12 protein-coding genes are annotated in these 12,309 nt (G+C 30.6%); 7 read left to right on the top strand and 5 right to left on the bottom strand.

Annotated elements, in window-relative coordinates:
• Window positions 1–53: 53 nt before the first annotated feature.
• From ACOSP6_RS02755 to ACOSP6_RS02740, 4 genes are read left to right on the top strand one after another with little or no spacing between them, the layout of a single operon-like run.
• Window positions 54–731, top strand: a complete 678-nt coding sequence (locus ACOSP6_RS02755; protein WP_422093213.1) for a TetR/AcrR family transcriptional regulator — start codon at window positions 54–56, stop codon at window positions 729–731.
• Window positions 724–2,376 (top strand): peptidase domain-containing ABC transporter, encoded by a 1,653-nt coding sequence (locus tag ACOSP6_RS02750; protein ID WP_422093212.1) that lies wholly within the window; start codon window positions 724–726, stop codon window positions 2,374–2,376. The genes ACOSP6_RS02755 and ACOSP6_RS02750 overlap by 8 nt, the downstream gene beginning before the upstream one ends.
• 4 nt (window positions 2,377–2,380) lie before the next feature.
• Window positions 2,381–3,739, top strand: a complete 1,359-nt coding sequence (locus tag ACOSP6_RS02745; protein ID WP_422093211.1) for an HlyD family secretion protein — start codon at window positions 2,381–2,383, stop codon at window positions 3,737–3,739.
• On the top strand, window positions 3,739–5,139 hold the full coding sequence (locus ACOSP6_RS02740) for a TolC family protein (protein WP_422093210.1): 1,401 nt from the start codon (window positions 3,739–3,741) through the stop codon (window positions 5,137–5,139). The genes ACOSP6_RS02745 and ACOSP6_RS02740 overlap by 1 nt, the downstream gene beginning before the upstream one ends.
• A gap of 69 nt (window positions 5,140–5,208) precedes the next feature.
• On the opposite strand, the gene ACOSP6_RS02735 is transcribed toward ACOSP6_RS02740, so the two are convergent.
• The 4 genes from ACOSP6_RS02735 to ACOSP6_RS02720 form a co-directional block, all read right to left on the bottom strand.
• A complete protein-coding gene (locus tag ACOSP6_RS02735; RefSeq protein ID WP_422093209.1) occupies window positions 5,209–6,288 on the bottom strand; it encodes an energy transducer TonB in 1,080 nt (359 codons plus the stop codon).
• A 287-nt stretch (window positions 6,289–6,575) separates the two neighbouring features.
• Window positions 6,576–7,202: a trimeric intracellular cation channel family protein gene (locus ACOSP6_RS02730; RefSeq protein WP_422093208.1), complete on the bottom strand. Its 627-nt coding sequence runs from the start codon at window positions 7,200–7,202 to the stop codon at window positions 6,576–6,578.
• 13 nt (window positions 7,203–7,215) lie between these two features.
• Window positions 7,216–8,328 carry a DEAD/DEAH box helicase gene (locus ACOSP6_RS02725; protein WP_422093207.1) on the bottom strand — a complete coding sequence of 371 codons (1,113 nt, stop codon included), beginning with the start codon at window positions 8,326–8,328 and terminating at the stop codon, window positions 7,216–7,218.
• 33 nt (window positions 8,329–8,361) lie between these two features.
• Entirely contained in the window at window positions 8,362–8,760 is a 399-nt protein-coding gene (locus ACOSP6_RS02720; protein WP_422093206.1) for an acyl-CoA thioesterase, read from the bottom strand.
• Between the two features lie 73 nt (window positions 8,761–8,833).
• On the opposite strand from ACOSP6_RS02720, the gene ACOSP6_RS02715 reads away from it, so the two are divergent.
• The 3 genes from ACOSP6_RS02715 (at window position 8,834) to ACOSP6_RS02705 (ending at window position 11,598) form a co-directional block, all read left to right on the top strand.
• Window positions 8,834–10,171: an MATE family efflux transporter gene (locus tag ACOSP6_RS02715; RefSeq protein WP_422093205.1), complete on the top strand. Its 1,338-nt coding sequence runs from the start codon at window positions 8,834–8,836 to the stop codon at window positions 10,169–10,171.
• 61 nt (window positions 10,172–10,232) lie between these two features.
• Complete coding sequence (locus tag ACOSP6_RS02710) at window positions 10,233–10,796, top strand: TetR/AcrR family transcriptional regulator (protein ID WP_422093204.1); 564 nt, start codon at window positions 10,233–10,235, stop codon at window positions 10,794–10,796.
• Between the two features lie 52 nt (window positions 10,797–10,848).
• On the top strand, window positions 10,849–11,598 hold the full coding sequence (locus ACOSP6_RS02705) for an SDR family NAD(P)-dependent oxidoreductase (protein ID WP_422093203.1): 750 nt from the start codon (window positions 10,849–10,851) through the stop codon (window positions 11,596–11,598).
• Window positions 11,599–11,634: 36 nt separating this feature from the next.
• Here ACOSP6_RS02705 and ACOSP6_RS02700 read toward each other — a convergent pair whose 3' ends face one another.
• Entirely contained in the window at window positions 11,635–12,306 is a 672-nt protein-coding gene (locus ACOSP6_RS02700; protein WP_422093202.1) for a DUF2461 domain-containing protein, read from the bottom strand.
• Window positions 12,307–12,309 lie beyond the last annotated feature (3 nt).

The following is a 12,309-nucleotide window of genomic DNA, read 5'->3' as shown; positions in this document are numbered from 1 at the left end:
TTAACTTTATTTTAATAGTAATACTATTATATTTGCAAAAAAAACAATCAAATATGGATGAATTACTTTCAAATTTGAAAATAGAAGTACCAGAAGGTATTTATATTAAGAATCCAGAATCGTCGGAATTAGGTAAAAAAATAGTTGAGAATAGTATTATACTGATAGATGAAATTGGATTTGAAAACTTTACGTTTAAAAAGTTAGGGCAATTAATTAAATCTAACGAAAGCTCTATTTACAGATATTTTGAAAGTAAACATATGCTTTTAATCTACTTAAGTGCGTGGTATTGGAGATGGATAGAGTATCAATTAGTTATTGAAACTTTTAGCTTAAAAGACACCAAAGAAAAACTTGTTCGTGCCATTGATGTTGTAACCAGAACTACGAAAGAGGATAATGATTTCTCTCATATTAACGAGGTAATTTTAAACAGAATCATTATTAACGAAAATTCAAAATCCTACTTAACCAAAAGTGTAGATTCAGAAAATAAACAAGGATATTTTTTACCTTATAAAAGAGTAGTAAGACGTTTAGCAGATATGATTTCGAGTCATAATAGCGATTATAAATATCCTTTGAGTTTAGCTAGCTCTGTTACGGAGGGAGCTTTACATCAACAATTTATTAAACTACACTTTACAACAATTACAAATTGTAATGACGATATTACACCAACAAATTTTTACACTGATTTAATTCTAAAAACTTTAACTAATGACTAATCAACAACTAACTCCTTGGAAACGCTTTTTAGGATTACTTAAATTAGAAAGAAAAGATATATTCCAAATTGCGTATTACGCAATCTTTGAAGGGCTTGTTTCGCTATCTCTTCCGCTAGGAATTCAGGCAATCATCAATTTATTACAAGGCGCGCAGGTTTCGGTCTCATGGATTGTTCTAGTAGTTTTAGTAACTATTGGAGTGATTTTTTCAGGGGTTCTAAAATTAATGCAGCTTAGAATTATTGAAACCATTCAACAACGCATATTTACTAGAGCTTCATTCGAATTGAGTTATCGTTTTCCAAAAATAAAAATGAAGGAATTACGAAATTATTACTTACCAGAATTAGCCAATAGATTTTTCGATACCTTGACAATTCAAAAAGGTTTATCAAAGATTTTAATCGATGTGCCATCAGCATTCTTACAAATTATTTTTGCAATGTTGTTATTATCATTTTATCATCCATTTTTTATCATTTTTGGTTTGCTTTTAATGGTTTTAATTTACAGCGTATTTAAGTTAACTGCGCAACGTGGTATTGAAACTAGTTTAGATGAATCTAAAAATAAATACAAGGTTGCACACTGGTTGCAAGAAGTAGCTCGATCTGTTGTAAGTTTTAAGCTTTCTGGTAAAACAAGTTTAGCACTAGATAAAAACGATAGTTTGGTACACAAATATTTAGATTCTCGTGAAAGTCACTTTAAAATTTTGATCATTCAATTCATTCAAATGATAAGCTTTAAAGTTCTTGTAACTGCTGGTTTACTATTGATTGGTGGATTTTTAGTGTTAGATCAAAAAATGAATATTGGTCAATTTGTTGCAGCAGAAATTATCGTGCTATTGGTAATAAACTCTGTTGAAAAATTAATTTTAGGTTTAGAGTCTTTCTACGATGTATTAACTTCAATTGAAAAATTAGGGCAAGTAGTTGACAGACCAATAGAATCTCAGAATGGAGAAGTTATTGAAGGTGACTTGGAGGTTCAATTACAAGATGTATCTTACGAAGTATCTAATAGAAAGACACCTATATTGAGTAATATAAATTTTGAGATTTACAAACAAGACAGAATTTTAGTTCAAGGAGAAAGTGGGTCGGGTAAATCAAGTTTACTACAATTAGTGGCAGCTGTAAATGAACCAACTTCAGGGCACATTTATGTTAATAATCTTTCCATGCAAAGCTTACATGTCAATTCATATCGATCTAATTTAGGACTTTCATTATCGGAAGAAACTCCTTTTGAAGGAACATTTAGAGAAAATATAACATTCGGAAATCTTGAAGTAAAAGACCAAGAAATATATGAAGCTTTAGATATTGTGGGATTAACAGAATTTCTAAAAATTCAACCTAAAGGTTTGAATACTATTTTAAACCCAGAAGGAAAGCAAATTGCTTATACGATTGCTAAAAAAATAATTTTAGCTAGAGCAATTGTTAAAAAACCTAAATTATTGATTTTGGAAGATCCTTTAGATCAGTTCCAACAGGAAGAGACGAAAGAAATAATAAACTATTTAACGAGTCCAGAAAGACCTTGGAGTCTTATTGTTGTGAGCAGCAATCCAAATTGGAAGAAACGTTGTAATAAATATATAATCTTAGAAAAAGGTCAAATTAAACAATAGAGCTATGCTAAACATATCGAACAATCCGGTTTCAAAAAATGTTGATTTGACAAAGTTCAAATCAGGAAAAGACATATTTACAAAAGAGTATTATAAAACGTTTCGAAAGTTTTTATTGGCGTTTTCATTTATTATATTAATCATATTATTCCTACCGTGGACTCAAAATATTTCAGGGAAAGGTAATGTAACCACATTGCAACCAAATCAAAGACCTCAAACACTTCAATCTCAAATACCAGGTAGAATTGAGGAATGGTTTGTTAGAGAAGGAGATTTTGTAAAAAAAGGTGATACAATTCTAAGAATTTCAGAAATCAAAAGTGATTATTTTGATACTCGATTAACTGAAAGAACTCAGGAGCAATTAAATGTAAAGTCACAATCGGTAGATGCTTATAATAATAAAGTTATTCAACTTGAAAGACAAATAAATGCTCTGAAAAGAGAGAAACAATTGAAACTACAGCAAGCCAATAATAAATTATTACAGGCTCATTTACAGGTGAAAAGTGATAGTATCGATTTAAAAGCTGTAGAAACCAAAAATACAATTGCTAAAACACAATTTGATCGTGTAATTAATCTTCAAAAAGAAGGTTTGAAAGCTGTAAAAGATGTTGAGGAAAAAAGAGCAAAGTTTCAAGAAGCGGCAGCAAAGTTAATTTCTCAGCAAAATAAGTATTTAGCATCTCAAAATAAAGTTATAAATGCTAGGTTAGATTTATCTACAATCAATACAAGTTACGATGATAAAATAGCCAAAGCTAGTAGTAATTTATTTACAGCTAAATCGGCGGCATTGGATACAAGAGCTCAAGTTTCTAAATTAGAAACAAATGTTGCGAATTATACAAGAAGAAATAATTTACTTTTTATAACAGCACCGCAAGATGGGTTTATTAACAAAGCGATTAAGTCGGGTATTGGAGAAACCTTTAAAGAAGGTGAACAATTAGTGGGAATTATGCCTGCTAATTATGAATTAGCCGTTGAGATGTATGTAAGACCAATCGATTTACCTTTAATTCATATTGATGAAGATGTTCGAGTACAATTTGATGGTTGGCCAGCAATCGTTTTTAGCGGATGGCCTAACGTTTCCTATGGAACTTATGGAGCTAAAGTTGTAGCAATTGAAAATTTTATTAGCGATAATGGCATGTACCGAGTTTTGTTAGCCCCAAACCAAGATACAGAACCATGGCCAGAAGCTATTCGTGTAGGTTCTGGAGCAAAAACTATTGCTTTGTTAGACAACGTTCCTATTTGGTTTGAATTATGGAGACAAATTAACAGCTTCCCTCCTAACTTCTATCAGCCTGATTCAAAAGTAAAAGATTCTAATAAAAAGAAGAAGTAATGAAGAAAACTCTTAGTTTTTTACTCGTACTATCTGGTTTAGTTACTTTTTCTCAATCAGATATAGACAATGTATTATCTCTAAAAGAATATATTGGATATGTAAAAAAGTTTCATCCAATTGTTAAACAAGCACAATTGAAAACGACTGAAGGTGAAATTAAATTAATGAAAGCTCGTGGTGCTTTTGATCCGAAATTAGAGGTAGATTATGACCGTAAGAAGTTTAAAAACACCAATTATTTTGATAAGCTCAATACCACTTTTAAAATACCAACTTGGTATGGAATAGAGTTTAAAGGTAATTATGAGAAAAATTCAGGGGTGTTTTTGAATCCAGAATTTACAGTTCCTGAAGAAGGATTATACAGTGCTGGTGTTTCTGCCTCCTTAGCTCGTGGCTTACTAACGAATGAACGAATGGCAACGCTTAAAAAGGCCAAAATTTATAACTCACAAGCCAGAGCAGATCAGCAAATGTTGGTGAATGAAATATTGTACAATGCCATTCTTACTTATTTTGAATGGCTAAAAGAATACGAAAAACAAAATACTTATACTTCTTTTTTAAGAAATGCTAAACAGCGTTTCAACAATGTTAAAAGAAGTTATGACGAAGGTGATAAACCAGCAGTAGATACTTTAGAAGCTACTATAAATCTAAATAATCGAATTTTGGATTTAGAAAAAGCGAAGTTAAACTACATAAAATCGAAGTTAAAGCTTGCCAATTATTTATGGTTAGATAACAATTTACCATTAGAGCTTGAAGAAAATATCATTCCCGATTCGAATACTCTTGCTGACATCGACAATACACTTAATACAACCACACTGAACAATAATCAGACAATTGTGGATAATCACGTTAAGGTTCGTTCTTTAGAGTATAAAAAGGCGAATTTAATCATTGATAAAAGATTAAGATTGAATAATTTATTACCTAAAGTTGATGTAGAATATAATTTTCTAACATCAAAGTTTGGTGATTTATCAAATCTGGATACAGATAATTATAAAGCTGGATTAAATGTTAGTATTCCTCTCTTTTTAAGAAAAGAACGTTCTGATTTAAAATTAGCTAGATTAAAATTACAAGATATTGATTTTGTTATTTCATCTAATAAGGCGAATATTTCAAATAAAATTAGTGCTGTACAAAATGAAATTAGTTCTTATTTAGAACAAAATAGAGTTTTAAATAATCTTGTAAAAGATTATCAAGTTTTGGTTAAGGCTGAAGAGCGAATGTTTGTTTTAGGTGAAGGATCTTTATTCAGAATTAATTATCGTGAAGCCAAATTAATTGAAACACAACTAAAAGTTATTGATAATTATAACAAGTATTTCGGAGCAAAAGCTTCTCTGTATCAAATTGTCAACAATCAGTTTGTAGAATAAACAAAAAAACTGTCCTAATAATAAGGACAGTTTTGCATATGGTTAAAGTTAAAAAGTATGTATAATTTTCTAGTTTAGCTTAAATACTACTGGGAAAGAATATCTAGTATTCACTTTTTGCCCATTCTTAACTGCAGCTTTAAACTCTGGTAATTTTTCTATTAATTCCTTAGCTGCCTTTTCTAAATCCGCTCCATTGCTTGGTCCTTTTGCCTCGATATTTACAACATCTCCATCGGTATTTACTACAAACTTAACATATACCTTTCCTTCGATGTTTTTATCAATAGCTTGAGCTGGATAAGCAAAATTATCTTGGATATGCTCTACTAAGTTTTTGTTAAAGCAATCTATTGAAGTATCTCCTGAAGATTTACAACCTTTAAATTGTGGAATAGTTTCAACATCTTTAAAATCATATACTGTTGCAACTACAGCTTTTTTCGGTGCTTTTCTAACATTTGAAGGCTTTACACCTGGAATTCTGAAAGTAATAGGTAAACCATACTTTACAGTAACTGGAGTACCAGATTGTTTACCTGGAATGAACTTTGGTAACTTCTTCATAATTCTTTCTGCTTCTTTACCTAACTCTTCTCCTTTGTATGGTGAAACAATTTTCATTTTATCCACATTTCCTTCTCTGTCGATAACAAAATGTACTATAACTCTACCTTGAATTCCTCTATCAAAAGAGTTTTCAGGGTACTTTAAATTTTTCTTAATATGGTTAGCTAATTCAGCTTTAAAACATTTTTCTTGTTTATAAATAGCAACGCTCTCACAATTTTTAAATAATGGAATCTCGTCTACATAGTTAAAAGGAATAACTTTCATACCAGCATTTTTATCAACAGAAATACTATTAACGATTTCTGTTTTTTCTTTAATCTTAGCCAGTTTGTGTGAATAATCATTCGTCATAACTCCTGTAGCTTCATCTCTCTTTCTCACAACTCTTCTTCTTGATGTAACCTGAACTGCAACTTTAGCCTCTTTAGTATTCTTATCTGCTTTTTCAATCGAGCATTTAGTAATACTGTTTAAATCTAATACAGATTCTTCTTGCTTGTCACATGTTTTTGTTGATTGGGCAGTAACCTGTGCTGCACAAAAAACTAAAATTGAAAGTATTGCTTTTTTAACCATAATTTCTAGGGGTGTTTGAATTACATGGATAAAAGTAACAAACTAATACAAAATCAATTAATAATAATACTTTTTTAACCTGATAGCTTCGTTAAACTGCAATTTAACTTAGATGAATGGTTTTTAAAGTATTAAATTATCAATAAAAAAGATTAAAAACTGATATTTAATCAAGTTTAAGCTAGTTTTGTTTGAGATTTCATAAACTTAGTCAGTAAAAAATAAATATTTAATAAATACAGATAAGCCATTTTTAGTTTCCTAGTAAAACTATTTCAAGAACTTATTTACTTCGTACTTGTAAAAATATCATCTTTAATTTTTGGTAAATGTAGTTTGTAGATTACCGAAAAAGTTCTGATTATAATAATTACTGATGCAGATATGATAAAGTTAATGTCATCATTTAAGTGAACCTCTTTCAGCAGTAAATAAACCAAACCTCCTGTTAAACAAGCAGAAGCATAAATCTCTTTTTTGAATATTAATGGAACTTCTCTTGATAACACATCACGTATTACACCTCCGAAAACCGCAGAAACCATTCCCATTATAATCGCAACAATAGCTGGTAAGTCCAAACTTAAACCTTTTTGTAATCCTAACAACGTAAACACGCTAATACCTATGGTATCAAATAGAAAGAAGGTTTTTCTTAGTGGAGCGATTTTACTTTTAAATAAAAATGTGCAAACCACAGCTATTAATATGGTATAGATATAATTAAGATCACCTATCCAATTAATAGGATGAGAATTTATCAAAATATCTCTCAGCATTCCTCCTCCTACTGCTGTAACAAATGCGAGAATTATTACTCCAAATAAATCAAACTCTTTTTTAGATGCAACTAAAGCACCGCTAATTGCGAAAGCAAAGGTTCCTAGAATATCAATAACATATATTATATCCATAGGTAAAAAAGTTTTATTTGTTGATAAACTTAATATTTAATCTTTTTTGAATTTGATGAATATTCTCAATTTCATTAGATAAAACAAAAGCTTGAGATATTCCTCTATTTCCTCCTCTCGCAGTACGTCCACTTCTGTGTGTGTAATACTCTAACTGCTCAGGTAACTGATGATGAACTACAAAATTTAAATTTTGTACATCGATACCACGAGCAGCAACATCGGTTGAAACTAAGTATTGTAAGCTTTGATTTTTAAAAGCTCGCATTACTTTATCTCTTTCAATTTGTTTCATATCTCCTTCTAAAACACCAATAGTAAATCCATCTTTCGTTAATTCCTCTGTTAGTTTTCTAGCTCCAGCTTTTGTTCTAACGAATATGATTCCTCTTTCATCTTGTCTACCTTCTAAGAAAGAAATTATTTCAGCAGTTTTATTGGCTAAGGTTACAACTTTATAATAGTGTGTAATGTTTTCATTTACTACAGAAGCGGGATTTATTTCTACTCGTTTCGCATTGATATTCATGTAAGTTTTTACAATACGACGAATTTCATCAGGCATCGTTGCAGAGAACAACCAAGTACTTCTATCTCCAGAGGTGTATTTTAAAATTCTATTGAGTTCTTGTTTGAAACCCATACTCAACATTTCGTCAGCTTCATCTAAAACAAGAGTTTTAATATTCTTAAGATCTATCTCTCCTCTTTCAATTAAATCTATTAGTCTACCTGGAGTCGCTACAACTATGTGAGTGGTTCTTTGTAAGTTCTTTATTTGTCTTTCAATTTTCTCTCCTCCATAAACACCTTCAACGAAAATCTTGTAATCAACATATTTAGTAAACTTAAAGAGTTGTTTTTTTATTTGTTGAACTAATTCTCTGGTAGGTGATAATATTAATGATTGAATCGCATCTGATTCAGGATTAATTTGATGTAAAATAGGTAGTCCGAAAGCAGCAGTTTTTCCTGTTCCAGTTTGAGCTAAACCAATGAAATCAGCTCTTTCTGTTAATAAGGTAGGAATTGCTTTCTCTTGAATTTCTGTAGGGGTTTTAATACCTAATTCTTTTAAACCTTTTATAAAGTCTTTACGAATACCTAAATCTAAAAATGTTGACATCTGTTTTTCTTTAGACCGCAAAGATAGGTTTATTTAATACGGTAAAAGCAAATTCGTAATGTTTTCAGTAATTCTTGTTGGTCTAAAAGTTTTGCTATTTAATAAACACCAAGTTGTTTTCGCTGAAACCAATAAAATATCGCCTTTATAAATTTCAACATGTCGAACAGATTTAACACCAGCAGTCTCTCCAACCCAAGTCTTTAAAGTAACTACATCACCCAAAGTTGCCTGATTTTTATAATCAATTTCATGTTTTAAAACCACCCAAATATAATTGTTATCAGAAACGTTTTTTGTTAATTCTGCCCAATGCAATTTTGCCACATCTTGCACCCATTGCACGTAAACAACATTATTGACATGATTTAATTCATCTATTTCTTCTGAAACAACAGTTCTTGAAGTACTATAAATATTGCTTGAATTCATATTAACAAACTTACATAACTAAGCGTATAATTTCGTTACTTTGTTTACTAATTTTCTACTATACTTTTCCAACATGAACCAAATTGCCAATGAACTTTCTACAGAGAAAGTAAGTACATTACTACTAAAACAATCTATTCCTGCAGCCGTTGGTATTTTGGTAATGTCAATAAATATGATTGTTGATACCATTTTTGTTGGACAATGGATTGGAGTTTTGGCAATTGCAGCAATTACGGTTGTTTTACCTATTGGATTTTTAATTTCCTCTATTGGAATGGCCATTGGTATTGGAGGAAGTTCAGTTATTTCATTGGCATTAGGAGCTGATAAAGTAGAAAAAGCGAAGAAAGTATTTGGAAACCAAATTAGCTTAACCACACTTTCCTCTGTTATTCTGGTAACTATTTGTTTACTCTTTGAAGAGTCTGTGTTAAAATTATTTGGAGCAAATGGAAATATATTAGAGCCTGCACTTCCCTATTTTAGAATTATAATTATTGGAGTACCATTTTTAGCATATGCCATGATGGGAAATCCGATTATTAGAGCTTTAGGAAAACCAACCTATGCAATGATTGCATTGATTTTACCAGCTATAGCCAATATCATTTTAGATATCATATTCATCAAAGTTTTGGGTTGGGGAATGTTCGGAGCTGGTTTAGCTACATCTATTGCTTATGCTGTTTGCGGACTATTTATTCTAGGTTTCTTATTATCTAAAAAGAGTAATCTTAAAATAGGTTTAAGTTATTTAAAACTTGAAAAAAGTATCGTATCTGAAATCAGCTCATTAGGAAGTATTACATTGGTAAGACAAGGAACCGTAAGTGTACTAACCATCATTTTAAACTATTCTTTATTTAAATATGGAAATGAATCATCTGTTGCAGTTTTTGGTATCATTAACAGACTAATGATGTTTATCTTCTTTCCTGTCTTCGGAATTGTTCAAGGGTTTTTACCAATTGCTGGTTATAATTATGGTGCAGAATTATATGACCGCGTAAAAGATGTTTTAAATACTGCTAATAAATACGGTACCATTATCTGCATCTTTATTTTTATTGCGGTTTATTTCTTCAATTATGAAATGACAGCCGTTTTCACAAACGATGCTGAGTTGTTAGAACAAACACCTAATGCAATTTTAACTACACTTTTAGCCACACCGTTCATTGCGTTTCAATTAGTTGGTGCTTCTTATTTTCAGGCGGTAGGAAAAGCTAAACCTGCATTAATATTAACCTTATTACGACAATCAATTTTCCTGATTCCGTTTATAATTTTATTACCAATGTTTTTTGGACTAAACGGTATATGGTTTTCTTTTCCAATTTCTGACCTTCTAGCTACCGTCGTTACTTACTTTTACGTAAGGAAAGAAATTTCATTATTAAAAAATTAACATTTATAAATTCGTTCAAAAGAAATAGTTTTATTACTTTTGAAACGTTCATTTCAAATATATGCCAAAAACAGAAACATTTGATAAAGAATTAGTGATTAAACAAGTAACCGAAGTATTTCATGAAAAAAGTTACTCGTTAACCTCTATGCAAGATTTAGTTGACGCAACTGGTTTAAATAGATCAAGTATCTATAACACCTTTGGAAGTAAATTAGATTTGTATATGTTATGCTTAAAAGATTATCAAAAGATATCTATGAACTATATCAACGAAATTCTTTCCTCAAGTAACTGTTATGTTAATACTATAGAGCGAATTTTTAATTTAAATGCACATTGTGAAAATGGATGTTTAATTAATAGTTGTGTTACTGAAATGGCCAATCAAGAAAACACAATCAACTCGTTTCTAAAAAAACATGATTATGGCATGGTTAATCTTTTTAAAGATATTGTAGAAAAAGGTCAGGAACAAGGATCAATAAACACTAATAAGACTGCTTATGAATACGCAATTTATTTAGTTTCATCTTTGAAAGGTTTCAATTTATCAACAGTTTTAATGGACAATTCTAAGGACAAACAGAGTATTATTAGTACAATACTATCTGTCTTGAACTAATTTTTTTTATCACTATTTGAAATGATTGTTTCAAATAAAAAAACAAAACATTATGAGTAAATTAAAAAACAAAGTAGCCGTAATAACAGGAGCTAACAGTGGTATTGGATTAGCAACTGCAAAACTATTTTTAGAAGAAGGTGCAAAAGTTGTTCTTTCAGGAAGACGACCAGAAGCACTTGAAGAAGCTTCCAAAGAATTAAGCGGTGATTATTTAACTGTTGTAGCTGATGTTTCCAAGCCAGAAGACAACAAAAAATTAATTAAGGAAACAGTAAATAAGTATGGTAAAATTGATGTTTTATTTCTAAATGCTGGAATTGCTCCAATTTCACCAACAAATGAAATAACTGACGAACATTATAACGAGGTATTTGACACGAATGTGAAAGGTCCGATTCTAGCTGTAAAGGAAGCACTACCAAACTTAAATGACAACGGTTCAATCTTATTTACAAATTCAATCGTTCATCAGAAAGGGTTTGAAGGCTTTAGTGTTTATTCTGCAAGTAAAGGAGCCTTAAGAGCGTATTCAAGAGTATTAACATCTGAAGTAAAAGATCGTGGAATTCGAGTAAACTCAATTGCTCCAGGTCCAATTGAAACTCCAATTTATGGAAAGATGAATTTACCAGGTGAAGTTGTTGAGGAAATGGGTAAAGGTTTTGCTCAAAGTGTTCCATTAGGAAGGTTCGGACAATCTGAAGAAGTAGCTAAGACAGCTTTATTCTTAGCCTCTGATGATGCTTCATATATTAACGGAGTTGAACTTGAAGTAGATGGAGGATTAAGTCAAATCTAAACCATAAATCAAAAAAATCAATACTTTGGGTTTAACCTAAAGTATTGATTCTCCATTTAAATTTGTAGTAAGAACCGAACTCATCAAATCGAAAAACGGTCTTAATGCCCTGTAAGAAGCATCTATTTCTTTCATAAAATTACTTGATAATACTTCTTCATCGGTAAAATTACGAACTGCTATGTATCCTTTTTTGCGAAGTAAATCGATATCTGGATGCGTTTTATCGAATCCTTTTGGAGCCGTCTTTAATTCGTCTCCTTCAAATTTATTTCCAAAATACTTATTAAACGTTTTATCGGCTAAAATCTCCCTGAATTCCGAAGCATCAATTTCTATTTCTTTCCTGATTCTATATAAATCTTCTTTATTAGGTTCCCAAAACCCTCCAGCTAGAAAACTCTCGCCTGGTTTAATTCTTAAATAATACCCACCTCTTAAATGTGCTCCACTTCTGGAAAAAGAGCCTGCGAAATGAGTTTTGTAGGGCGTTTTATCTTTAGAAAAACGAACATCACGATAAATCCTGAAAAATTTATGCTTTTCAATTTCATCGTGTACTTCTAAATTTTCCTGTATCGTTTTATAAAATTGTTTCACTTCTTTTTGAACAGCATCAAAGTCTTTTTTGTTTTCAGCAAACCAATCTCTATTATTATTTTCTGATAACTTGTTTAAGAAATCAAAGGTTGATTTTTCTATTTGCATTTC

The organism is Tenacibaculum sp. MEBiC06402, assembly GCF_049239625.1.
Taxonomy (GTDB): Bacteria; Bacteroidota; Bacteroidia; order Flavobacteriales; family Flavobacteriaceae; genus Polaribacter.
The sequence above is the reverse complement of the archived record's forward strand: the minus strand, read 5'-3'. Positions and strand labels throughout refer to the sequence as shown.

Coding starts and splice junctions, on each gene's coding strand:
- ACOSP6_RS02755 (WP_422093213.1), top strand. CDS start 54: ATGGATGAATTACTTTCAAATTTGAAAATAGAAGTACCAGAAGGTATT.
- ACOSP6_RS02750 (WP_422093212.1), top strand. CDS start 724: ATGACTAATCAACAACTAACTCCTTGGAAACGCTTTTTAGGATTACTT.
- ACOSP6_RS02745 (WP_422093211.1), top strand. CDS start 2,381: ATGCTAAACATATCGAACAATCCGGTTTCAAAAAATGTTGATTTGACA.
- ACOSP6_RS02740 (WP_422093210.1), top strand. CDS start 3,739: ATGAAGAAAACTCTTAGTTTTTTACTCGTACTATCTGGTTTAGTTACT.
- ACOSP6_RS02735 (WP_422093209.1), bottom strand. CDS start 6,288: ATGGTTAAAAAAGCAATACTTTCAATTTTAGTTTTTTGTGCAGCACAG.
- ACOSP6_RS02730 (WP_422093208.1), bottom strand. CDS start 7,202: ATGGATATAATATATGTTATTGATATTCTAGGAACCTTTGCTTTCGCA.
- ACOSP6_RS02725 (WP_422093207.1), bottom strand. CDS start 8,328: ATGTCAACATTTTTAGATTTAGGTATTCGTAAAGACTTTATAAAAGGT.
- ACOSP6_RS02720 (WP_422093206.1), bottom strand. CDS start 8,760: ATGAATTCAAGCAATATTTATAGTACTTCAAGAACTGTTGTTTCAGAA.
- ACOSP6_RS02715 (WP_422093205.1), top strand. CDS start 8,834: ATGAACCAAATTGCCAATGAACTTTCTACAGAGAAAGTAAGTACATTA.
- ACOSP6_RS02710 (WP_422093204.1), top strand. CDS start 10,233: ATGCCAAAAACAGAAACATTTGATAAAGAATTAGTGATTAAACAAGTA.
- ACOSP6_RS02705 (WP_422093203.1), top strand. CDS start 10,849: ATGAGTAAATTAAAAAACAAAGTAGCCGTAATAACAGGAGCTAACAGT.
- ACOSP6_RS02700 (WP_422093202.1), bottom strand. CDS start 12,306: ATGCAAATAGAAAAATCAACCTTTGATTTCTTAAACAAGTTATCAGAA.